This window comes from Rhizobacter sp. P3_C12, assembly GCF_056402735.1.
In genome coordinates, this window is sequence record NZ_JBFUGW010000049.1 from 1 (window position 1) to 22,656 (window position 22,656).

A 22,656-nucleotide genomic window follows, 5' to 3' on the forward strand; every position below is an offset into this window, starting at 1 on the left:
GCGCCACGCCCCGCACCTACTACGTCGCCGCCGCGCTGTGCACGGTCGCCGACCCGACCGGAGCGCAACCCGTGCTGCGCACCGCGCAGACCGCCAGCACCCAGAACTGAGTCGCACCGATGCTCGATCACCTCGATTTGACGAAGCTCGTCTTCGGCCGCCTCTCATGGAACGCGATCCCGCTCCATGAGCCCATCCTGCTCGTCACCTTCGTCGCCGTCTGCCTGGGCGGCCTCGGCATGGTGGCGCTGCTCACCCGCTACCGCCTGTGGGGCTACCTCTGGCGCGAGTGGTTCACCAGCATCGACCACAAGAAGATCGGGATCATGTACGTGATCCTCGGCCTCGTGATGCTGCTGCGCGGCTTCGCCGATGCGGTGATGATGCGCGCCCAGCAGGCCGTGTCGTTCGGCGAGAACCTCGGCTACCTGCCGCCGCACCACTACGACCAGATCTTCACCGCCCACGGCGTGATCATGATCTTCTTCGTCGCGATGCCGCTGGTCACCGGGCTGATGAACTTCGTCGTGCCGCTGCAGATCGGCGCGCGCGACGTGGCCTTCCCGTTCCTGAACAACTTCAGCTTCTGGATGACCACCTTCGGCGCCGGCCTCGTGATGGCCTCGCTGTTCGTCGGCGAGTTCGCGCGCACCGGCTGGCTGGCCTACCCGCCGCTGTCGGGCATCGCGTACAGCCCTGACGTGGGGGTCGACTACTACATCTGGTCCCTGCAGATCGCGGGGGTCGGCACGCTGCTCTCGGGCGTGAACCTGATCGCCACCATCGTCAAGATGCGCGCCCCCGGCATGTCGATGATGAAGATGCCCGTCTTCACGTGGACCTCGCTGTGCACCAACATCCTGATCGTCGCCGCCTTCCCGGTGCTGACGGCAGTGCTGGTGCTGCTCTCGCTCGACCGCTACGCCGGCACCAACTTCTTCACGAACGATCTCGGCGGCAACGCGATGATGTACGTGAACCTGATCTGGATCTGGGGCCACCCCGAGGTCTACATCCTGGTGCTGCCGGCCTTCGGGATCTTCTCGGAAGTGGTCTCCACCTTCAGCGGCAAGCGCCTGTTCGGCTACGCGTCGATGGTGTACGCCACGGTCGTGATCACCATCCTGTCGTACCTGGTGTGGCTGCACCACTTCTTCACGATGGGTTCGGGGGCGAGCGTGAACTCGTTCTTCGGCATCACGACGATGATCATCTCGATCCCGACCGGCGCGAAGATCTTCAACTGGCTCTTCACGATGTACCGCGGGCGCATCCGCTTCGAGGTGCCGATGCTGTGGACGGTCGGCTTCATGATCACCTTCGTGATCGGCGGCATGACCGGCGTGCTGCTCGCGGTGCCGCCGGCCGACTTCGTGCTGCACAACAGCCTGTTCCTGATCGCGCACTTCCACAACGTGATCATCGGCGGCGTGCTGTTCGGGCTGATGGCCGGCATCACCTACTGGTTCCCGAAGGCCTTCGGCTACAAGCTCGATCCGTTCTGGGGCAAGTGCTCGTTCTGGTTCTGGCAGACCGGCTTCTTCTTCGCGTTCATGCCGCTGTACGTGCTGGGCCTGATGGGCGTCACGCGCCGCCTGAGCCACTTCGAGGATCCGTCGCTGCAGATCTGGTTCGTGATCGCCGCGTTCGGTGCCTTCCTGATCGCGCTCGGCATCGGCAGCTTCCTGATCCAGCTGGTGGTGAGCTTCATGCGGCGCGAGCAGCTGCGCGACGTGACCGGCGACCCCTGGGACGGCCGCACGCTCGAATGGTCGACCGCCTCGCCCCCGCCGTCGTACAACTTCGCGTTCACGCCGGTGGTGCACGACAACGACGCCTGGTACGACATGAAGAACAACAAGTTCGAGCGCCCGACCGACGGCTTCATCCCGATCCACATGCCGAAGAACACCGGCGCCGGCTTCATCATCGCCGGCCTCGCGGCGGCGGTCGGCTTCGCGATGATCTGGCAGATGTGGCTGCCGGCCGTCCTCGGCTTCGTCGCGATGATGGCGGCGATCATCGTCCACACCTTCAACTACAAGCGCGACTTCCACATCGGCGCGGACGAAGTCGTCCGCACCGAGAACGCACGCACCCAGATGCTCGCTGCCCATGTCTGATCTCACCCTGAACCCTGCCGCGGTCGACCCGACCGCGCCGCGCTACTACCTGCGCGAGGAACACCATCCGGAGAACGGCACCCTGCTCGGGTTCTGGCTCTACCTGATGAGCGACTGCCTGGTCTTCGCGTGCCTGTTCGCCGTCTACGGCGTGCTGGGCCGCAGCTACGCGGCCGGCCCGTCGGGCGCCGACCTGTTCGACCTGCCGCTGGTGGCGGTGAACACCTCGCTGCTGCTGCTGTCGTCGATCACCTACGGCTTCGCGGTGCTCGAGATGCAGCGCCAGCGGCTGCGCGCCACGCTGGTGTGGCTGGGCATCACCGGCCTGTTCGGCCTGGGCTTCCTGAGCCTGGAGCTGTACGAGTTCGCGCACCTGATCCACGAAGGCGCCGGCCCGCAGCGCAGCGCGTTCCTGTCGTCGTTCTTCACGCTGGTGGGCACGCACGGCCTGCACGTCACCTTCGGCATCGTCTGGCTGGTCACGCTGATGTTCCAGCTCGGCAAGCACGGGCTGACCGCGCCGAACCGCCGCCGCGTGATGTGCCTGTCGATGTTCTGGCACTTCCTGGACGTCGTCTGGATCGGCGTCTTCACGTTCGTCTACCTGATGGGGGTGCTGCCGTGAGCGCACACGAAATCGACAGCCTCGCCCACGGGCGCGATCACGGCCACGGTCATGACCACGACGACCACGGCCACGACAGCGGCCACGCCCCCAGCACGCTGAAGGGCTACGCCACCGGCTTCATCCTGTCGGTGATCCTGACGGCGATCCCGTTCTGGCTGGTGATGGGCAAGGCCTTCAACAACTCCAGCACCACGGCGCTGGTGATCCTCGGCTTCGCCGCGGTGCAGATCGTCGTGCACATGGTGTACTTCCTGCACATGAACGCCCGCTCGGAAGGCGGCTGGACCATGCTGGCGCTGATCTTCACGCTGGTGCTGGTGGTGATCACGCTGAGCGGTTCGTTGTGGGTGATGTTCCACATGAACAGCAACATGATGCCCACGATGCACGACATGCGAGTGCGGCCGTGAGGCCGCGCAGGGCAGCGCTGATCGCAGCGGCCGCCCTGCTGTTCGCAGGCTTCGCCGCGCTCGGCACCTGGCAGGTGCAGCGGCTGTCCTGGAAGCTGGAGCTGATCGAGCGGGTCGAGCAACGGGTGCACGCGGCGCCGGTCGAGGCGCCTGCCGGGCCCGTCACCGCGGCGGCCGATGAATACCGGCACGTCGTGCTGCACGGCCGCTTCCTGCATGCGCACGAGACCCTCGTGCAGGCCGTCACCGAGCAAGGCCCCGGTTGGTGGCTCGTGACGCCGCTGCAGCAGGCCGATGGCCGCAGCGTGCTGGTCAACCGCGGCTTCGTCACCACCGAATCGAAAGCCCTCGCCGCGCGCCCCGATGGCGAGGTTGCCGTCACCGGCCTGCTGCGCCTGACCGAGCCGCGCGGCGGCTTCCTGCGCCGCAACGATCCTGCCGCCGGCCGCTGGTTCTCGCGCGACGTGGAGGCCATCGCCTCGGCACACGGTATTCCGAATGTCGCCGCCTATTTCGTCGACGCCGATGCAGGCCCCGACGCCTGGCCCGTCGCCGGCCTGACCGTCGTCAGCTTCCACAACAACCACCTCGTCTACGCCCTCACCTGGTTCGGGCTGGCCGCGATGGTGGCAGGGGCGGCGTGGATGCTGCGGCCGGGCGGCCGCTGGGCGAGGGAGAATCCGCTCTCCCCGGCCCCTGCCTCCGCCCTTCCCCACGATGCCCCTCACGGCTGACACCCTCCCGCTGCAGCACACGACGATCGGCCCGCCCACGACCTGGGCCGGTACCGCCGGCGTCACCGACGCCGGCCTGAAGAACATGCAGCAGTTGATCCAGCTGCGCTGGATCGCGGTGGTGGGCCAGGTCGCCACGATCGCCACCGTGCATGTCGGGTTCGGCATCCGGCTGCCGCTGGAGCACATGCTCGCGGTGCTGTACTGCCTGGTCGCGTTCAACCTCGTCAGCGTGCTGCGGCTGCGCAACCGGCGGCCGGTGCTGCACGTGGAGCTGCTGGTGGCGCTGCTGGTCGACGTGGGCATGCTGACCGCCCAGCTGTACCTGAGCGGCGGCGCGACCAACCCGTTCGCCTTCCTGTACCTGCTGCAGGTGATCCTCGGCGCGGTGCTGCTGAAGCCGCGCTACACCTGGGTGCTGGTGGTCGTCACCAGCGTCTGCTTCGCGGGGCTCGGGCTGTACCACCGGCCGCTGGACATCCCGCTCGACCACGTGCGCGGCCTGTCGAGCCCGTTCGTGCTCGGGCTGCTGCTGTGCTTCGCGCTGAACGCGGCGCTGCTGGTCACCTTCATCACCCGCATCCAGCGCAACCTGCGCGCCCGCGATGCGCGGCTGGCCGACCTGCGCCAGCGCGCCGCCGAAGAGGAGCACATCGTCCGCATGGGCCTGCTCGCGTCGGGCGCCGCGCACGAGCTGGGCACGCCGCTCGCGACGCTGGCGGTGATCCTCGGCGACTGGCGCCGGCTGCCGCACTTCAGCTCCGACCCCGAGCTGCTCGAAGAGGTGGTCGAGATGCAGACGCAGCTGGAGCGCTGCAAGGCGATCGTCAGCGGCATCCTGCTGACGGCCGGCGAGGCGCGCGGCGAATCGTCCGAGGCGACCACGCTCGCGACCTTCCTCGACGAGCTGGTGCACGACTGGCGCCGCACGCGGCCGGTCAAGGCCTTCGCGTACGAGAACCGCTTCGGCGACGATCTGCCGATGGTGTCCGATTCGGCGATCCAGCAGATGATCTGCAACGTGCTCGACAACGCGCTGGAGGCCTCGCCACAATGGCTGCGGCTCGATGTCGAGCGCGCCGGCGACGCGCTGACCCTGACGGTGACCGATGCCGGCAAGGGCTTCGCGCCCGGCCTGCTGGAGACGCTGGGCCAGCCCTATCGCTCGACCAAGGGCCGGCCGGGCGGCGGGCTCGGGCTGTTCCTGGTGGTCAACGTGGCGCGCACGATCGGCGGCACGGTGGAGGCCGCGAACCGGCCGGAGGGCGGTGCGATGGTCAAGATCACGCTGCCGCTGTCGGCGATCGTGCTGGAAGCCGGGGACGAGACCGAGGGTGAGGAAGACGACGACGAGGAAGTGACTGCCACCGATGGACAACGCTGAACGCCGCCTGCTGATCGTCGAGGACGACGCCTCGTTCGCGCGCACGCTCGGGCGCTCGTTCGAGCGGCGCGACTACCACGTGACGCTCGCCGCGAGCCTGGACGACGTGACCACCGCGCTGCAGGCCGGGTCGCCGGGCTTCGCGATCGTCGACCTGAAGCTCAACGGCGATGCCTCGGGCCTGGCCTGCGTGCAGGCGCTGCATGCGCACGACCCGAAGATGCTGATCGTCGTGCTGACCGGCTTCGCGAGCATCGCGACCGCGGTCGAGGCGATCAAGCTCGGCGCCTGCCACTACCTGGCCAAGCCGTCGAACACCGACGACATCGAGGCCGCGTTCGGCCGCGCGGCCGGCACCACCGAGGTCGAGCTGACGAACCGCGCCAGCTCGATCAAGACGCTGGAGTGGGAGCGCATCCACGAAACGCTGGCCGAGACCGGGTTCAACATCTCCGAGACGGCGCGGCGGTTGGGCATGCATCGCCGCACCCTCGCCCGCAAGCTCGGGAAGCAGCAGGTGAAGTAGCGCTGCCCCGATCACTTTCCGATCAAGGTGCGCGGAAGGTCCAGCGCGCGTTGTCGCCGCCGCAATCCCATTGCTGGATGCTCGCCCCATCCACCGCCGACACGTTGGTCACGTCCAGGCACTTGTTGCTGTGCGAGGCGCGCAGGTAGAAGTAGCCGCCGCCCTGGTCCTCCAGCTTGAACAACTGGTTCGCGCCGCCGGTGCAGGTCCATTGCTGCACCGCCGCGCCGTTGGCGGTGCTGACGCCGGTGATGTCGGCGCACTTGCCGCTCAGCACCGAGCGCAGCTGCCACAGCCCGTTGCCGCCGCTCTGTGCGATCCACTGCTGGTTGGTCCCGCCGCCATAGCTCCATTGCTGCAGCGCCGCGCCGTCGGTGGTGGCGCGCTCGCGCACGTCGAGCGCCCGGCCGCTGTGCTTCGCGACGATCGCATAGGTCTGGCCGGAGACCGGGCCCGCCGTCGGATTGGTCGGGGGATTCGTGGGCGGGTTGGTCGGCGGATTGGTCGGCGTGTTGGTGCCGGTCGAGTCCTCGAACTGCAGCCAGTCGAGGTTGGCAACGCCCAGGCCACCCTTGGCCACCAGGTAGAGGTTGTGCACGCCGCTGCTGCGCTGGATCGGCGTCGTGACCTCCTGGAAGGTGGTCCAGCCGCCGGTGTTCGGCACCGTGACCGTGCCGACGTGCGCGCCGGTCGGGCTGTCGAGGTGCAGCTCGATCTGCTTGCCGGCATAGGCCGCTTCCACCGCGAGACGCAGCTTCAGCCGGTCGACGCCGCTGCCGAAGTCGACGTCGATGTAGCGCAGCCAGTCACCCGCATCGAAGCTGCCGACGCCGGCCGCGTCGAAGCTGACGCCGCTCTGCGCATAGAAATTCTCGGCCTCGAGCTTGTCGAGGGCGCGCCAGTTGCCCTCGTACGGCAGGTTGCGGATCAGGCTGTTCCTGCCGGTCAGCGCCGCCTTGAACACGCCGGTCAGCATCGTGTTGGGCGCCATGTTCTTCTCGACGTCCCAGCTGCGCCACTTCGATTCGATGGCCGCGTACGAGTCGGTCGCGACGTTCGGCGTGTTGGCGCCGGCATTGGTGCTGTTGTAGAGCGCCCAGTTGCCGATGTTGGTGCCCTTGTAGGTCCAGCTCGTCCAGTGCCAGCCGGCCGCGTTGTACTTGCCCAGCGCGTATTCCCAGCTGCTCTGCAGGTTGAACAGCATGAACTCGCCGACGTAGTGCGGCACGTTGTACGACAGGTACTGCTTCTCCTGCGCGATCTTGCTGTCGGTGAAGCTCGCCTGCGCCTGGTAGTTCGAGTCGTTGCCCCAGTGGTAGTAGTGGAACTCGTAGATCACGTTGGTCCAGCCGTAGTCCGACGGCCGCGTGATCGCGGTCCAGTCCCAGATCCCTTCCATGATCACGATGTGGTTCAGGTCGACCGCACGGATCTCGTTGTAGAAGCGGTTGTACATGTCCAGCACCGGGCGCGTCGCCGGCGACGGGTAGTTCAGCGACGGCTCGTTCAGCAGGTCGTAGCCGGCGACGGTCGGCTCGTTGCGAAAGCGCGTGGCCAGTTCGCGCCAGAAGCTCAGCGCCTGGTTCTGGAACGCGGTGTTGTTCCACAGCTGGCCCGAGCCGCCGATGCGCCCGCTGTGGTCGGCCCCGTTCTGCGAGCCCGGCGCGCCGTGCAGGTCGAGGATCACGTACAGGCGGTACTTCTTCGCCATCGCCACCACCCACTCGATGCGGCGGAAGTCGATCTTGCCGGCGGCATCGCGCTTCCACGAGCCGTCCTCGTTCATGTGGTTCAGGTAGTAGATCGGCAGGCGCACCGCGCTCATGCCCATCTCGCTGAGGATCTTGAAGTCCTTCTCCTGCAGGTAGCTGTCCTGGTAGGCGTTGATCAGCGCGTCGCGGCCGGCATCGCCGAAGCGCTGGCTCAGCGTCTTGCGCATCGTGTAGTCGTCGCTGGCGCCGGCCAGCGGCGACATCCAGGTCTCGTGCACCTGCCAGCCGCCGAGGTTCACGCCGCGCAGGTAGATCGGGTCGCCGGTGCCGTTCTGGTTGCGCACCACGCGGCCGTCGACCTTCAGGAAACTGCTGTGGGCGGCGGCGGTGCCGGCCAGCACGAGGGCGGCCACGGGCAGCAGGGCAAACCGCGAGGCAAGACGTGAAAGGAGTTTCATGGTCGGACTGGAGTGTGGGTGAAGTGGAAACAGCAAGTGGAAACGTTTCCAGTCCGGGATTCTTCGGGAGCCGGGTGCAGATCATCCCCGGGCAAACCCTCGATCGAGTGGCGGGGTTGTCACCGCCTGCAACCGCGGCGTCAGCGTTGCGCGAGCTGCAGCGTGCCGGCCGGTCCGGGCGTGACGGCAATCACCTCGTAGCCCGGCAGCCGCGGGTGCGGTGTTGCGATTGGATGCGTGTGCGTGGCCGTGATCACGACGATCGCCGCGCCCGCCGCCTCGGCCGCCGCGATGCCGGCCGGCGCGTCCTCGAAGACGAGGCAGGCCTCGATCGCCACGCCCAGCCGTTGCGCCGCGAGGCGGAAGCCGTCAGGAGCCGGCTTGCCGTTCATCACATCGTCCGCGGTCACGATCACCGCCGGCAGCGGCAGGCCCGCGGCCTCGATGCGGCGCAGCGCGAGCGCGCGCGGCGCCGAGGTGACGATGGCCCAGCGATCGGCCGGCAGCGCGGCGAGGAAGGCGCCGGCACCGGCGATCGCATCGATGCCGGCCACGTCGTCGATCTCGCGGCGCGTGATCTCGTCGGCCTCGGCCTGCGCGTCGACGCCGGGCAGCGCGAGCTGGCGGACCGTCTCCACCGCCCGCCGGCCGTGGATGGTCGGCAGGAAGGCGGCGACGTCCAGCCCGTGCCGCGCCGCCCAGTCGGACCAGACCCGCTCGGCCGCGGCGATCGAGCTGAGGATCGTGCCGTCCATGTCGAACAGGAAGGCGGCGAAGGGACGGTCGGCGTACGGCGGGGTCATGGCACCTGGGGGCGGTCGAAGGGGCCCCCAGGTTACCGCGTCGCTCAGTCCCCGAGCGCCCGTGCCACCAGCGCCTGCTGCTGCCGCTGGTGCACCGCGTGCGACGACACCGCGCCGGCCGCCGTCACCGCGCGCGACACCTCGCTCAGCACGGCACCCGGTGGGCAGGCGTCCGCGAGGTCGTCGCGCACGAAGGCCCAGGCGCCCTGGTTGCGCGTCTCCTCCTGCGCCCACACCAGCTCGCGCAATTGCGGGTAGCGCTGCAGCACCGCGCCCAGCTCGGCCTGCGGGAACGGGTACAGCTGCTCGAGCCGCACGATCGCGACATCGCTGCGGCCCTGCGCCACGCGAGCGCAGTGCAGGTCGTAGAACAGCTTGCCGCTGCACAGGATGACGCGCTTCACCTGCGAAGCATCGGCCACCGCGTCATCGTCGAGCACCGGCTCGAACCCACCGGACAGCAGCTCGCCGACCGTCGAATGCGAGGCCGATTCGCCGTACAGCACCGCTTTCGGTGTCATCACGACCAGCGGCTTGCTCACCGCGTCGAGCGCCTGCCGGCGCAGCAGGTGGAACCACTGCGCCGAGGTCGACGGGAAGGCCACCCGCAGGTTGTCGCCGCCGCACAGCTGCAGGAAGCGGCCGACGTAGGCGTTCGAATGCTCCGGCCCGACGCCTTCGTAGCCATGCGGCAGCAGCAACGCGAGGGCCGAGCGGCAGCCCCACTTCGCCTCGCCGGCGCTGATGTACTGGTCGACGAACACCTGCGCGCCGTTGACGAAATCGCCGAACTGCGCCTCCCAGATCGTCAGGCCGCGGCCCTTGCTGCCGGCAGCTTGCGCGCCGATCTCCACGCTGTAGCCGTACTCGAAGCCGAGCACCGCCTCTTCCGACAGCACCGAATTGACGATGTCGAAGCGCGCACCGCCTGCTTCGACCTGCTGCAGCGGCGTGAACACCGCGGTTCCCGACGCCGCCTGGTTGTGCCAGACGCCATGGCGGTGCATGAAGGTGCCACGGCCCACGTCCAGGCCCGACACACGCACGTCGGTGCCGGCGCCGAGCAGCGAGGCGTAGGCCATGTTCTCGGCGAAACACCAGTCGATGCGTGCAGCGTCGTTGCCGGCCGCATGCGACCACTGTTGCATCAGCGTGTGGATCGCCGGGTGCGGCTGGAAACCGCCCGGCAGCGTGGTCATCGCCGCCACCGCCGCCTGCAGGCGCTCGCGCGACCAGTCTGCGTGCGGCAGTGCTTCGCCGGCCAGCACGGGGGGCGCCGCCGTCCCGGTCCCGGCCTCGTCCGCGGGCTTCCGACCCGAGAACGCCTCGATCGCCGCGGCACGCCCGCCGGCGATGTAAGACGCCATCTCCGCCTCGCTCGCCACACCGGCCGCCACCAGCGCCGCGCCATGCACCTCGACGACCGAGGCCTTCAGCTCGGCGAGCGGGTAGATGCCGGGGCTGCTCAACGCCGGCATGTCGTGCTCGGAATGGCCGAGCCGGCGGTAGCCGATCAGGTCGATCACGACGTCGGTGCCGAACTGCGCGCGGTACGCCAGCGCGATCTGCGCCGCGCGCTGCAACTGCTCGGGCGCATCGGCATTCACGCGCAGCACCGGTGCATCGACCATGCGGGTCACATCGGTGCAATAGCGCGCGGCCTGCGCATCCATCGCGTTCGGTTCCGAGAAGCCGAGCTGGTTGTTGATGATCACGTGCACCAGGCCGCCGACCGCGTAGCCCGGCTTCTGCGTCACCGCGAGCGTCTCCATCACGACGCCCTGCCCCGCGAACGCGGCGTCGCCGTGCAGCACGATCGCCAACGCGTGGCTGCCACCGCCACGCACCTGGCTCGCGCGCGCCATGCCGGCCACGACCGGGTAGACGCTCTGCAGGTGCGAGGGGTTGTGGGCCAGCGTCAGCGCGATCTCGCCGTGCCGCGTCGCGATGCGGCGGCGACCGCCCAGGTGGTAGACCAGGTCGAGGTGATTCTCCGGATCGCGCGCCTGCGGATCGATGTAGTTCATCACCTCGGCCGCCGGCAGGCCCAGCAGGTTGACCAGCACGTTGACGCGGCCGCGGTGCGGCATGCCCATGAACACCTCGCCGACGCCGTGCGATGCAGCGCGTTCGAGCAACGCATCGAGCAGCGGCAGCAAGGCCTCGCAGCCTTCGAGCGAGAAACGCTTGCCATGCGGATAGCGCCGCGCCAGGTGATGCTCCCAGGCCTGCACCTGGATCAGGCGGTCGAGCAGCCCGGTGCCGGGCGGCGTGGCCGCCGGCGCGGCTTCCATGCGGGCCTGCAGCCACGCGCGGCGCACGTCGTCGCGCACCGCCGACGCATCCAGCGCGAGCGGCCCGCAGTACGCGGCCTTCAGGCGCCGGTCGAGCTCATGCGCGTCGCGCGCGCCGAGCCACGGCGTGCCGTCATGCGTCAACGCATCGCCAGGCGCCAGCCCGAAGCGCTGCAGTGACAGGCCTTGCGCCTCGAGCGGCCGCGACAAGCCGAGCGGGTCGAGCGCCGCATGGCGGTGCCCGTGCACGCGGTGCGCCTCGACGAAGCGGTGGACTTCCGGCGTGAGCCGGGCCGGACGCAGCTGTGCGTCCTCGTGAAACGAAGTGATCAAGATTCCGTCCTCCCTGACAGAAAGTGATGGAGATGAATTGCGCGGAACTGAACTGGACGGGCCAGCGCTCTGATGGCGCCTGCCGTCCGATCAACCGTCTCCTCTCACACCGCGCCGCGGGCGGCGCGGCCTCGCTGGAATCCTAGAGTGCGAACGAGCGGACCACGTGCGTCAGCTGCTTCGCCTGGTCTTGCAATGCGCGCGCCGAGGCGGTGCCCTGCTCGACCATCGCCGCATTGCGCTGCGTGGAATCGTCCATCTGCAGGATCGCGCTGTTGACCTGCTCGATGCCCATGCTCTGCTCGCGGCTCGACGCACTGATCTCGGCCACGATCTCGCTGACGCGTTTGATGCTGCTGACGACCTGCTTCATCGTCACGCCGGCCTGTTCGACCATCTTGCTGCCCTCGTCGACCTGGTTGACCGAGGCGTCGATCAGCGACTTGATCTCCTTGGCGGCCGTCGCGCTGCGCTGCGCGAGGCTGCGCACCTCGCTGGCCACCACCGCGAAGCCGCGGCCCTGCTCGCCGGCCCGCGCCGCTTCCACGGCAGCGTTCAGCGCGAGGATGTTGGTCTGGAAGGCAATGCCGTCGATCACGCCGATGATGTCGGCGATCTTCTTCGACGAGGTCTGGATCGTGCTCATCCGGTCGATGACCTGGCCGACCACCTGGCCTCCCTGCGTCGCGACGGTCGAGGCCGACATCGCCGACTGGTTGGCCTCGCCCGCGCTGTCGGCGCTGAGCTTGACGGCCGCGGTCAGCTGCTCCATCGCCGACGCCGTTTCCTCCAGCGCGCTCGCCTGCTGTTCGGTGCGTGCCGACAGGTCGGTGTTGCCCTGCGACACCTCGTGCGCCGCGGTGGAGATGGTGTCGGCGCCGGTGCGCACCTCGGAGACGATGCGGTGCAGGCTGTCGACCATGTGCTGCAGCGCCAGGATCAGCCGACCCACCTCATCCTTGCTCTTCACCTCGACCTTGTAGGTCAGGTTGCCCGCGGCGACCGACTCGGCCAGTTCGATCGCCCGCTGGATAGGGTGGGTGATGGAGCGCGTGATGGTCCAGGCCGTCAGCACGCCCAGCAGCACGGCGAGCACCGAGGCACCCACCATCTGCAGCTTCGCGGTGCGCGAGCTGCCCTTCGCGGTGGCCACGTCGTCGAGCATGCTCTGCGACTGCCGGGCCACCATCTTGTCGATCAGCGCGTAGTAGCGCGCCTGAGGCGCGGCCATCTCGTCCTGGTAGACGACCATCGCCTCGTCGCGCTTGCCGGCGGCCATCAGGTCGAAGACCTTGCGCACGACCACGCCGTACTCCTTGCGCGCCCTCGATTGCTCCTCGAATTGCGCCTTGTCTTCGTCGGTGTGCAGCAGCTTCTCGAAATCGGCGAGGTTCTGCGTGTTCGCCGCGCGCATCGCGGCGTACTCGTCCATGTACTTCTTCAGTTGATCGGGGTTGGTGGACAGCAGGATGCGGCCGATCGTCACGGCGCCGTGGTCGCCCTTGGTCTTGATCTTGTTGGCGAGCGCGATCTGCGCATAGCGGTCGTCGACCACGCTGTCCATCACGGAGCTCAATCCGTTGAGGACCGACGTGGCGACGCCGAGGATCACCAGCAGCAGCGCGATCACGACCGAGAAGGCCAGCGCGAGACGCGAACCGATCTTGAGGTTCGACAGATTCATCTTTTTACTCCCTGAACGTTGCGTTCAATGGTCTCAATGGTGTTGAAACGTTTGCTTTTCGGCAAGGTCGACTGTGGGTCGTCCTTCACGGATGGCTTCAGCTTTGCTATTGCGGCGCAATTGGCGTGAATTGCCTCCGGGTTATCGACAATGGCGCAACCGGCCTGAGCCCATTTCAGGACATTTCAGGCCAATTCAGCCGCAATTTCGGCGCTATCGGTCACAGTGTGAAACATGTGCTCCGATCTGGTGCCCCCCTCCACCCCCGCCGTTTTCCGCCTCTCGCTGTGGCGGCAGGGGGCGCACGTCGGATGGCTGGGCGAGAACAGCGCCGAGTGGGCGGTGGTGGTGCCCGACATCCGGCGTGCGCTGCTGCTGGAGCCGTGCCCGTACAACGGGTCGGTGTACTACCAGGTGAGCAACAGCCTGCGCTATCTCACCGTCAGCCCCGATGCCTGCATCGGCTTCTACAACTGGGCGAATGCCAGCGGCTTCACACGCGAGGGCCGGCACCTGGTGTCCGACGACACGGGGCAGAAGCTGGCGCAGCAATCCGCCACCAGCGAGGAGCTGTGCGCCTGGAACGGCTGCTGCGTGCTGGAGGTCGGCTTCGAGCCGGTGGGAACCGCCGTCGGTGTCGGCCTCAGTGCGAGGCTTCGGCCGCAAACAATGCGCTAGCCCGCTCGCGCGCCTTCGCCGGCACGCTGCCCGCGAGGGCGACGGCGGCGCTGCCGGACAGGGCGCGGGCGAACACCGCGCGCACGTCCTGCGCCGAGGCGGCCTGCAGGCGCGCGAGCCACTCGCGGCTGTCGCGCAGCTGGCCGAAGGTGAACACATCCTGCACCGCCGATTCGATGCGGCGCGACGGCTGGTCGAGCGCCCGCAGCGTGCGCACCGCGATCTGGTTGCGGGCGCGCTCCAGGCCGACGGCATCGCTGCCATCGGCATGGCGGCGCAGCAGCTGGGCGACGGCGTCGAGGAATTCGTCGGCCTGCGCCGGGGCGGTGGCGGCCTCGATGACGAACTGGCCGGCCGACGGCAGGATGTCGGCCGAGCACGACGCGAAGTAGGCGAGGCTGCGGCGCTCGCGGATCTCGTCGAGCAGCGGCGAGCTCATGCCCTCGCCGAGCAGCGCGGCGGCGAGCACGCTGTCGACGTGCGAGTCGTCGGCGAGCGCCGGCGCCGCGAAGCCGAGCACCGTGTGGCATTGCGCGCTGCCCGACATGCGGCGCAGCTTCAGGCCGCCGCGCCAGTCGGGTTGCGGCACCGCATTGGGTTCGCCCGCGGGCATCGCGGCGAACGCGGCGTCGACGGCGCGCACGAAGGGGTCGATGTCGACCGGCCCGGCCGCGGCGACGATCACGTTGGCGGCGGTGTACTGGCGCTGCACGTAGGACAGCAGGTCGTCGCGGCCGAAGCGCTTCAGGTTGGCGCGGTTGCCGATCACCGGCTGGCCGGCGGGGTGCATGCCGTAGCAGGCGCGGTCGAACAGCTGGAAGGCCATCGCGGCGGGGTCTTCCTCGAACTCGGTGAATTCGTGCTCGATGACCTGGCGCTCGCGCTCCAGCTCGTCGGCCGGGAAGGTGCTGTGCAGCACGATGTCGGCGAGCAGCGCGACGAAGGCCGGCAGGTCGTGCGGCAGGCCTTCGATGTGGAACGCGGTGTGGTCCTTGTCGGTGTGGGCGTTGACCTCGGCGCCGAGGCGTTCGGCATCGAGGTTGATGCGCTGGCAGTCGCGCGACTGCGTGCCCTTGAAGGCCATGTGCTCGACGACGTGGCTGATGCCGTTGAGCTGCCGCGATTCATGCAGGCTGCCGGTGCGGATGAAGATGCTCAGGCTGACGGTCTGGCGCCACGGCATCGGGATCGCGATGGCGCGCAGGCCGTTCGGGAGGGTGGCGAGCTGGGGGGTGGGGGCGGAGGGGTTCAAGGGCGGGGCCGGTGCGACAGGTCGAAAGTCCACATCATGCATGCATCGAGAAAGGCCGTTCAGCCTGAGATTGGCGCAGGCAAAGGCGCGGGTAGGCAGGCTGTGGCTCGCCGGCCGGTGCGCCGCCCTGATTGGCGCTCCACAGCCTGCCTACCCACGCCTTTGCCGAACCAGCCGCTTTGTGCACACCGTCCCCATGGCGCCGCGGAAGGCCACGTTCACGGGACCACCATGATCTGCCCGCCACGGATGGCCGTGGCGAGCGCCTGGTGGAGGGCGCCATCTGGACGGACCAGCGGCTTTCGCCAAGCCAGCTTGAAAGCATCTGCGGCCAAGCCGAAAACCACGAGGCAATCCTGGCCGTATTGCTGCGCGGAGCGGTAGACGATCCCGTCGAAACCGGTCGCAAGCGCATCCTTCGCGATGCCTTGCGTGGCTTCGAATCGGAGTGATTGGAGGACCGGCCACGAGGGCGCGTGAGGACGCAAGTCGAGCAGTTGCAGCGATCGGGTGGTTCGCAGGCACAGCAAGGCACGCGCGGAAACCATTTTCATCGACAACAAAACCGCCTCCCTGCGAACCAGCGACTCGTAGAGGGCCGTCTCCGGACTCTCGGCAAAGTAGGCCACGGGCTCGGTGCCAATGGCGAAACGACTCGACGTGTCGGCGGCCGGCGCAAGCCTCAATGCGCCAACACGAACTGAATCGGGATGAGCTCTGCTGCGCTGGACCCTGTACACCGTCTGGGAGACGGCCAACGAGGTCGTCGGTGCGTACTGAAGATCGTGAAGCTTCATCGGCCTGCTCTCAGTGGCCTTCCTGTCGAGCAATCGCTGTCACCTGCTCGGCAAGACCTTGCTCGATGGCCTGGCGCGGGGTCAGGCCGCCCAGTGCACCATGAGGCGATTCGAGGAACGACAACAACGCCCATCCCTCCGACACCCCCAGCGCCGACGAGATCTGTGGCAGCGCATCCCACACCAACGGCTCGAACTGCCAGCGTGGCATCCGGTAGCCCCGCTTGACCTGCGTCAGGCCGATGGCACGCCCCTTCGCGATCCACGCATTGACCGTGACGCGGGTGGCACCCACGAGCTGCGCTGCCTCGTCGGTGGAGAGCATGTCGGAGGCTGCCAGCCGCTGCTGGCGTGCCACCAATGAACCCGCAAGCAGCGCCCGGGTTTCGCTGACGGGCGCGTAGTCGCCGGCCCTGGCAGGCGTCTGCCGGCGTCTCGTTCCCGAAGAGGATGCCGCGTTGGCGGACGACACAGGATTCTTCATGACCCACCTCTGACGGCGCCATCCGGAAAGGATGGTCAATTCGTAAAGTTGGATTATGCGGTTCCGTTCGTCGTCTCAGGCCTGTTCATTCAACCCAGATGCGCCGCCAGCTGATCGAACGTGCCGCCATAGCCCTGCTCCAGCGACGGCTGCAGTTCGTCGAAGAACCTGCGCTCGGCCGCCTCCTCGCCGAACGGGTTGGCTTTCAGCCGCACGGTGGTGATGCCCCCCTGCTCCGAGAACGTCACCGCGTTCTCGATCTCCATCGGGCACTCGTCGCTGAACGGTGCACGCGCGATGCCGCCGTGCGCGTTCGCGAACGAGTTCAGCCACACCAGCCGCTCGCCGGCAATGATCTCGCGGTAGTTGAAGCGGCCCCACATCGTCGGCGCGCCATCGAAATGCATCGCGTAGTGGAAGAAGCCGCCCGGCTGGAACTCGAACCGGCGGACCTCGATCGTGCAGCCCTTCGGGCCCCACCATTTCTGCAGTTGCGCCTGATCGCTCCAGGCTTTCCAGACCACCGCGCGCGGCTGGCGGAACTCGCGGGTGATGACGAAACTCGTCGATTCAGGGTTTGCGGACATGGCGTTTTCCTTTCGGTGCCGGTGTAGGTGTGGTGGTGGATGGCTGCGTGGCGTGCAGGAAGGCATCGAGCCGGTCGAAGCTCTCCTCCCACAGCGCGCGGTACGGGGCGACCCATTGCGCCACGTCCTGCAGCCGCGCCGCCTCGAGCCGGCACGGCCGCGTCTGCGCGGCACGGCTGCGCGAGATCAGCCCGGCGCGCTCCAGCACCTTCAGGTGCTTCGAGATCGCCGGCTGCGACAGCGCGAACGGCTCGGCCAGTTCGTTGACCGTCGCCTCGCCGCTCGCCAGCCGCGCCAGCATCGCCCGCCGCGTCGGATCGGCCAGCGCGGCAAAGGTCAGGTCGAGTGATGCGGAAACCGTCGCGGAGTCCATCGCATAGCCTTGTCTTTATATAACCTAGTGGCAATATAAAGAGCGTTCCGGCGCCTGTCAACCCGGCAGGCGCCGGGCAGGTTCAGCGCAAGGCGTTGGCCATCACCGACAGCGCATTCAGGCTGCGAATGGCCTCGTGCACCGTGCCGCACACGATCGAGATGGTCTCGGCGTCCTCGCGCACCACCGCAGGCCACAGCGCGAAGGCATCGGCCAGCGCCGGGGTCTGGCATTGCACGCGCAGCGCCGGTGCGGCGGGAAGCTGCCACGGCGCACGCGGCGCAGCGGCCACGCCCTGCACCGCCTCGCGCGCTGCCGCCTCGATCGCCTCGCGCGACTGCGCCGGCGACAACGAGCGCCCGCTGCGCGCGCCCTCCGACCACTTGACGACGGTGCGCGCCACGCCCGGCAGCAACGCCGCCACCTCGGCGGCCATCACGTCGCAGCCGCTGGCCATCAGCACCGGCACGCCGAACTCGCCAGCCAGCGCGGCATACAAACCGATCTCGCCGAGCTCCAGCCCGCCCAGCCACACGCGCGAGAACGCGAAGCTGCTGGTGGTGTGGGCCAGCACGCCGCGGGTCTTCGCGCGCGAATGCCAGCCGATCATCAGCACGCCGTCGACGCCCTGGTCGACRCCGGCCATCATCCCGAGCTGCCGCGGCTTGCCCTGGATCAGCTGCGCCCGCGGATCGATCTCGTCGGCCAGCAGGTTGCCGAAGTGCCCGTGCGAATCGTTGACCAGCACCGCGCCGGCCCCACCCGCGAAGGCGCCGCGCACCGCGGCATCGGCCTCCTGCGTCATCCAGCGCCGCGCGCGTTCGTAGTCGCCGTTGCCGGCCTGCGTCTGCTCGGGCCGCCACACGCCGGCCACGCCTTCGATGTCCACGGCCACCAGGATCGTCGGGGTCTTCATCCTTGCCCTCTCAAGAAGTCATCATCAGCGCCCGCCAGTCGGGCGCCACATCGGTCAGCGCGCGGCGGGTGCGGCCGTCGCGGCCGGTCACCGTGGTCGCCGCGAACAAGGCATGCACGATGGCCTGCTCGGTCGCTTCGGCCGCGGCCTGGAACAGGCCGTCGAGCGCGCTCTCGTGCAGCATCGCGACAGCGGGCATCGGCTCGTCCGCGAGCTGCGGCACGCGCCACGCGGTGCTGAACGCGAGCGCGATGTCGCCGCTGCCGTGCCCGTAGTCGGAGCCGGTGCGCGCCAGCCCGGCCGCGGCACGGCGCGCGACGCGGCCCAGCTGCCGCGCATCCAGCGGGGCATCGGTCGCCAGCAGCACGATGATCGAGCCGCGCTCCGGTCCCTCTTCAGCCACCAGACGCGCCTGCAGCTGTGCCCCGATGCGCCGCCCGGCGATCGTCAGCGCCTCGGGCCGGCCCTGGTTCGCCAGTACCAGCGCACCGACATTGAACTCACGCCCCTGCCACGCGACGCGGCGCGACGCACTGCCGATGCCGCCCTTCAGCCCATGGCACGACATGCCGCGCCCTGCGCCCACGCTGCCCTGCGCGAACCCCCGCCCTTCGCGCGCGGCCGCCAGCGCCTGCGCCACGTGCGACTCCTGCAAGGCCAGCGTGCGCGCATCGTTCAGCCAGCCGTCGTTGCACTCGAACACCAGCGGGTTCAGCGTCGGCAGGCTGCGCGCGAGTTCCGGGTTCTGCGCCAGCCCGTCGCGCACCAGCGCCGTCGCCGCGGTGCCCACTGCCAACGTGCTGACCAGTGCGATCGGCGATTCGAGCGTGCCGAGCTCCTGCACCTGCATCAGCCCGAGGCTCTTGCCAAAGCCGTTGATCACCGCCAGCCCGGCCGGCAGCTTGTGCAGGAAGAGGTTGCCCGGCTGCGGCAGCAGCACGCTGGCGCCGGTCTGCGTCGCGCCGTCGGCCAGCGTGCAGTGGCCGAACGCGACGCCTTGCACGTCGGTGATCGCATCCAGAGCGCCCGCGGGCAAGCTGCCCACGCGCGGTGCGCCGAGCGCCGACAGCTCCATCAGAACTTGTCCAGCTTCGGATCCAGCGCGTCGCGCAGGCCGTCGCCCAGCAGGTTGAACGCCAGCACCGTGACGAAGATCGCGAGGCTCGGGAACAGCGCGACGTGCGGCGCGTTCAGCATGTCGGCACGCGCCTCGTTCAGCATCGCGCCCCACTCCGGCGTCGGCGGCTGCGCCCCCAGCCCGAGGAAGGACAGGCTCGCCGCGGTGATGATCGAGGTGCCGATGCGCATCGTCAGGTACACCACCACCGAGGCCACCGTGCCGGGCAGCAGGTGGCGCAGCATGATCACGGTGTCCGAGGCGCCGATCGAGCGCACCGCCTCGATGTAGGTCTGGTGCTTCAGCGACAGCACGTTGCCGCGCACCAGCCGCGCGAAGGCCGGCACGCTGAACACCGCGACCGCGAGGATCACGTTGATCATGCCGTTGCCGAGGATCGCGACGATGCCGATCGCCAGCAGGATGCCGGGGAACGCGAACAGCACGTCGGCCATGCGCATCACGATGCGGTCCCACCAGCCCTGGTAGTAGCCGGCCAGCAGCCCGAGCAGCGTGCCGATCACCGCGCCCACCGCCACCGAGATGAAGCCGGCCGCCAGCGAGATGCGCGCGCCCATCAGGATGCGGCTGAAGATGTCGCGCCCGAGCGAATCGACGCCGAACCAGTGCTTCGCCGACGGCGGGGTGTTCAGCGCGTCGTAGTCGAAGAAGTTCTCGGCATCGAACGGCACCAGCCACGGCGCGAACGCCGCCACCAGCACCAGCAGCAGCACGAACGCGCCGGCCACCAGCGCGACGCGCTGGCGCTGGAACTTGCGCCAGAACTCGGAGGCCGGCGTGCGCACCGCGCCGGGTGAAACGGGTGGCCCCGGGGGAGGCGTCGTGGTGGGAGGGGTCGTGTTCACTGGAAGCGGATGGTCGGGTTGATGACGGCGTACAGCACATCCACCAGCAGGTTGATCAGGATGAACTCGAGCGAGAACAGCAGCACCAGCGCCTGGATCAGCGGGTAGTCGCGCATCTCGACCGCGTCGACCAGCAGCCGGCCCATGCCGGGCCAGTTGAAGACGACCTCGACGACGATCGAGCCGCCCAGCAAAAAGCCGAACTGCAGGCCCATCATCGTGACGACCGGGATCAGCGCATTGCGCAGCCCGTGCTTGAACACCACCGGCAGCTCGCCCAGGCCCTTGGCGCGCGCGGTGCGCACGTAGTCTTCCTTCAGGATGTCGATGAACGAGCTGCGCGTGAAGCGCGCCATCACCGCGGCCACGCCGGCGCCGAGCGTCAGCGACGGCAGGATGTAGTGCCGCCAGCTGTCGGCGCCGACCGTCGGCAGCCAGCCGAGCTGCACCGAGAACAGCTGCATCAGCACCATGCCGAGCGCGAACGACGGGAACGAGATGCCCGAGATCGCGAGCGTCATGCCGAGCCGGTCAGGCCAGCGGTTGCGCCAGACGGCCGACGCGACGCCCAGCACCAGCCCGAGCAGCACCGACCAGCCCATCGCCGCGAGGGTCAGGAAGAAGGTCGGGCCGAAGCGCTCGGCGATCTCGGTGGACACCGGCCGCTTGCTGCGGATCGACAGCCCGAAGTCGCCCTGCAGCGCATGGCCGAAGAAGCGCACGAACTGCTGCGGCAGCGGCAGGTCGAGCCCGAGGTCGCGGCGCACCAGCTCGACCGTCTCGGGGCCGGCATCGACGCCGGCCGCCAGCCGCGCCGGATCGCCCGGCAGCAGGTGCACGAAGGCGAACACCAGCACCGCGACGATCAAGAGCGTCGGCAGCAGCCCCAGCAGGCGCTTGACGAGATAGACGACCATTCGATCACTTCAACTCGACATCGTCGAAGTTGAAGCTGCCGTCCGGAATCACGTAGAAGCCCGCCAGGTTGCGCGCGCGCACCGACACCAGCCGCTCCGTCACCAGGAAGGCCCAGGGCGCGTCCTTCCAGATCTGCTTCTGTGCCTCGGTGTAGAGCCGTGCCTTCTCGGCCTTGTCGGTCGTCACCAGCGATTTCGCGATCGCGTTGTCGACCACCTCGTTCTTGTAGTACGCGGTGTTGAACAGCTTCGGCGGGAACGACTCGGACGACAGCAGCGGGCGCAGCGCCCAGTCGGCCTCGCCGGTCGACGACGACCAACCCACGTAGTACATGCGCACCGGCGCGGTCGCCGGGTCCTGCGCGCTCTCGACGCGCTCGACGCGCTGGCCGGCTTCGAGCGCCTGCACCTGCAGCTTGATCCCCACCTGGGCCAGCTGCTGCTGCACGAACTGGATCACCTTCTGCGCCGTCGTGTGGTTGTAGGCCGACCACAGCGTCGTCTCGAAGCCGTTCGGGTAGCCCGCCTCCTTCAGCAGCTCGCGCGCCTTGGCCGGGTTGTAGGGCCACGGGCCGAGCTTGGTGGCGTATTCGACGCCCTGCGGCAGCGCGCCCTCGGCGGGAATCGCGTAGCCGGAGAAGGCCACCTTGATCAGCGCGTCCTTGTTGATCGCGTAGTTGATCGCCTCGCGCACCTTCGGGTTGTCGAACGGCTTCTGCTGCACGTTCATCGACAGGTAGCGCTGGATGATCGACGGCGATGCGGTCACCTCCAGGCTCGGCTTCTTCGACAGCGTCTCGACCGCCTCCGGCGGCACCGGGAACGCGAAGTGCGCCTCGTTGGTCTGCATCACCGCGGCACGCGTGTTGTTGTCGACCACCGGACGCCAGGTGATGCTGTCGACCTTCGGGTAGCCCTTCTTCCAGTAGCCGTCGAACTTCTCGACCTTCAGGTAGTCGGTGGCCTTCCACTCGACGAACTTGAACGGGCCGGTGCCCACCGGGTTCTGCGCGATGCCCTTGCTGCCGTACTTCGCGAGTGCCGCCGGCGAGATGATCACGCCCGACGGGTGCGCCAGCGTGTTGATGAACGGCGAGAACGGCTCCTTCAGCGTGAAGCGCACCGTGCCGGCATCGAGCGCCTCGGTCTTCGCGATGTTCTTGTAGAGGTTGTAGCGCTTGAGCTTGTTGTCGGGGTTGGTCACGCGGTCGAAGGTGGCCTTCACCGCCTCGGCGTTGAACGGCGTGCCGTCGTGGAACTTGATGCCGCTCTTCAGCTTGACGGTGTAGACCAGGCCGTCCTTGCTGGCGGTGTGGCTCTCGGCCAGCACCGGCACCATCTTCATGTCCTTGTCGAAGCCGTACAGGCCCTGGTAGAACGACTTGGCCACCGCCTGCGACAGCGTGTCGTTCGCGTCGTACGGGTCGGTGGTCGTGAAGGTCGACGCGACGGCGATGGTGATGTCCTTCGCCGCATGGGCGGCCAGCGCGGTGCCGGCCAGTGCCAGCGCGGCGGCGATTCGGGAGAGCTGTTGTCGGTTCATCGAAGTACTCCTGGCTTTGAATGAGCAGAACAAGAAA

At 68.4% G+C, this 22,656-nt stretch carries 21 protein-coding genes; 7 read left to right on the forward strand and 14 right to left on the reverse strand.

Annotation, left to right across the window (positions count from 1 at the left end; all coding sequences use genetic code 11):
- Positions 1–119: 119 nt before the first annotated feature.
- From cyoB to AC1DXV_RS10580, 6 genes are read left to right on the forward strand one after another with little or no spacing between them, the layout of a single operon-like run.
- Positions 120–2,123, forward strand: coding sequence for a cytochrome o ubiquinol oxidase subunit I (gene cyoB / locus AC1DXV_RS10555; protein WP_477868269.1), 2,004 nt, complete (start codon positions 120–122; stop codon positions 2,121–2,123).
- Positions 2,116–2,748: a cytochrome o ubiquinol oxidase subunit III gene (gene cyoC, locus AC1DXV_RS10560; protein WP_477868271.1), complete on the forward strand. Its 633-nt coding sequence runs from the start codon at positions 2,116–2,118 to the stop codon at positions 2,746–2,748. The genes cyoB and cyoC overlap by 8 nt, the downstream gene beginning before the upstream one ends.
- The gene (gene cyoD / locus AC1DXV_RS10565; protein WP_477868273.1) at positions 2,745–3,161 is read left to right on the forward strand and encodes a cytochrome o ubiquinol oxidase subunit IV; all 417 of its coding nucleotides are present in this window, start codon (positions 2,745–2,747) and stop codon (positions 3,159–3,161) included. Before cyoC ends, cyoD begins: the two co-directional genes overlap by 4 nt.
- Positions 3,158–3,895 (forward strand): SURF1 family protein, encoded by a 738-nt coding sequence (locus AC1DXV_RS10570; protein WP_477868275.1) that lies wholly within the window; start codon positions 3,158–3,160, stop codon positions 3,893–3,895. The genes cyoD and AC1DXV_RS10570 overlap by 4 nt, the downstream gene beginning before the upstream one ends.
- Positions 3,879–5,279, forward strand: coding sequence for an ATP-binding protein (locus AC1DXV_RS10575; RefSeq protein WP_477933492.1), 1,401 nt, complete (start codon positions 3,879–3,881; stop codon positions 5,277–5,279). The genes AC1DXV_RS10570 and AC1DXV_RS10575 overlap by 17 nt, the downstream gene beginning before the upstream one ends.
- Positions 5,266–5,805 carry a response regulator transcription factor gene (locus AC1DXV_RS10580; RefSeq protein ID WP_477933494.1) on the forward strand — a complete coding sequence of 180 codons (540 nt, stop codon included), beginning with the start codon at positions 5,266–5,268 and terminating at the stop codon, positions 5,803–5,805. The genes AC1DXV_RS10575 and AC1DXV_RS10580 overlap by 14 nt, the downstream gene beginning before the upstream one ends.
- A 22-nt stretch (positions 5,806–5,827) precedes the next feature.
- Here the strand turns inward: AC1DXV_RS10580 and AC1DXV_RS10585 are convergent, their stop codons facing one another.
- From AC1DXV_RS10585 to AC1DXV_RS10600, 4 genes are all read right to left on the reverse strand, one after another.
- On the reverse strand, positions 5,828–7,975 hold the full coding sequence (locus tag AC1DXV_RS10585; protein ID WP_477867190.1) for an RICIN domain-containing protein: 2,148 nt from the start codon (positions 7,973–7,975) through the stop codon (positions 5,828–5,830).
- A 140-nt stretch (positions 7,976–8,115) separates the two neighbouring features.
- The gene (locus AC1DXV_RS10590; protein WP_477933496.1) at positions 8,116–8,778 is read right to left on the reverse strand and encodes an HAD-IA family hydrolase; all 663 of its coding nucleotides are present in this window, start codon (positions 8,776–8,778) and stop codon (positions 8,116–8,118) included.
- Between the two features lie 44 nt (positions 8,779–8,822).
- Complete coding sequence (locus AC1DXV_RS10595) at positions 8,823–11,405, reverse strand: 2-oxoglutarate dehydrogenase E1 component (RefSeq protein WP_477867194.1); 2,583 nt, start codon at positions 11,403–11,405, stop codon at positions 8,823–8,825.
- 142 nt (positions 11,406–11,547) lie between these two features.
- Entirely contained in the window at positions 11,548–13,089 is a 1,542-nt protein-coding gene (locus AC1DXV_RS10600) for a methyl-accepting chemotaxis protein (protein WP_477867196.1), read from the reverse strand.
- 249 nt (positions 13,090–13,338) lie between these two features.
- Here AC1DXV_RS10600 and AC1DXV_RS10605 point away from each other — a divergent pair, with 249 nt between their 5' ends.
- Positions 13,339–13,767: a hypothetical protein gene (locus AC1DXV_RS10605; RefSeq protein ID WP_477873070.1), complete on the forward strand. Its 429-nt coding sequence runs from the start codon at positions 13,339–13,341 to the stop codon at positions 13,765–13,767.
- Here the strand turns inward: AC1DXV_RS10605 and AC1DXV_RS10610 are convergent.
- The 10 genes from AC1DXV_RS10610 to gsiB all read right to left on the reverse strand — a co-directional run bounded on the left by AC1DXV_RS10610 (position 13,733) and on the right by gsiB (position 22,619).
- On the reverse strand, positions 13,733–15,019 hold the full coding sequence (locus AC1DXV_RS10610) for a M16 family metallopeptidase (RefSeq protein WP_477873072.1): 1,287 nt from the start codon (positions 15,017–15,019) through the stop codon (positions 13,733–13,735). The two genes, AC1DXV_RS10605 and AC1DXV_RS10610, sit on opposite strands and share 35 nt — an antisense overlap.
- Positions 15,020–15,237: 218 nt before the next feature.
- Complete coding sequence (locus AC1DXV_RS10615) at positions 15,238–15,816, reverse strand: RES family NAD+ phosphorylase (protein WP_477933498.1); 579 nt, start codon at positions 15,814–15,816, stop codon at positions 15,238–15,240.
- Positions 15,817–15,826: 10 nt separating this feature from the next.
- Complete coding sequence (locus AC1DXV_RS10620; RefSeq protein ID WP_477874712.1) at positions 15,827–16,300, reverse strand: MerR family transcriptional regulator; 474 nt, start codon at positions 16,298–16,300, stop codon at positions 15,827–15,829.
- 89 nt (positions 16,301–16,389) lie between these two features.
- The gene (locus AC1DXV_RS10625) at positions 16,390–16,887 is read right to left on the reverse strand and encodes an SRPBCC family protein (protein ID WP_477933500.1); all 498 of its coding nucleotides are present in this window, start codon (positions 16,885–16,887) and stop codon (positions 16,390–16,392) included.
- Positions 16,871–17,260: an ArsR/SmtB family transcription factor gene (locus tag AC1DXV_RS10630; protein WP_477933502.1), complete on the reverse strand. Its 390-nt coding sequence runs from the start codon at positions 17,258–17,260 to the stop codon at positions 16,871–16,873. The genes AC1DXV_RS10625 and AC1DXV_RS10630 overlap by 17 nt, the downstream gene beginning before the upstream one ends.
- A gap of 82 nt (positions 17,261–17,342) precedes the next feature.
- On the reverse strand, positions 17,343–18,176 hold the full coding sequence (locus tag AC1DXV_RS10635; RefSeq protein ID WP_477933504.1) for a M55 family metallopeptidase: 834 nt from the start codon (positions 18,174–18,176) through the stop codon (positions 17,343–17,345).
- A 10-nt stretch (positions 18,177–18,186) separates the two neighbouring features.
- Positions 18,187–19,251, reverse strand: a complete 1,065-nt coding sequence (locus AC1DXV_RS10640; protein WP_477868611.1) for a P1 family peptidase — start codon at positions 19,249–19,251, stop codon at positions 18,187–18,189.
- Positions 19,251–20,159 carry a glutathione ABC transporter permease GsiD gene (gene gsiD / locus AC1DXV_RS10645; RefSeq protein WP_477868609.1) on the reverse strand — a complete coding sequence of 303 codons (909 nt, stop codon included), beginning with the start codon at positions 20,157–20,159 and terminating at the stop codon, positions 19,251–19,253. Before gsiD ends, AC1DXV_RS10640 begins: the two co-directional genes overlap by 1 nt.
- The gene (gene gsiC, locus AC1DXV_RS10650) at positions 20,156–21,076 is read right to left on the reverse strand and encodes a glutathione ABC transporter permease GsiC (protein WP_477868607.1); all 921 of its coding nucleotides are present in this window, start codon (positions 21,074–21,076) and stop codon (positions 20,156–20,158) included. Before gsiC ends, gsiD begins: the two co-directional genes overlap by 4 nt.
- Positions 21,077–21,080: 4 nt before the next feature.
- Entirely contained in the window at positions 21,081–22,619 is a 1,539-nt protein-coding gene (gene gsiB, locus AC1DXV_RS10655; protein WP_477868605.1) for a glutathione ABC transporter substrate-binding protein GsiB, read from the reverse strand.
- Between the last annotated feature and the right edge of the window lie 37 nt (positions 22,620–22,656).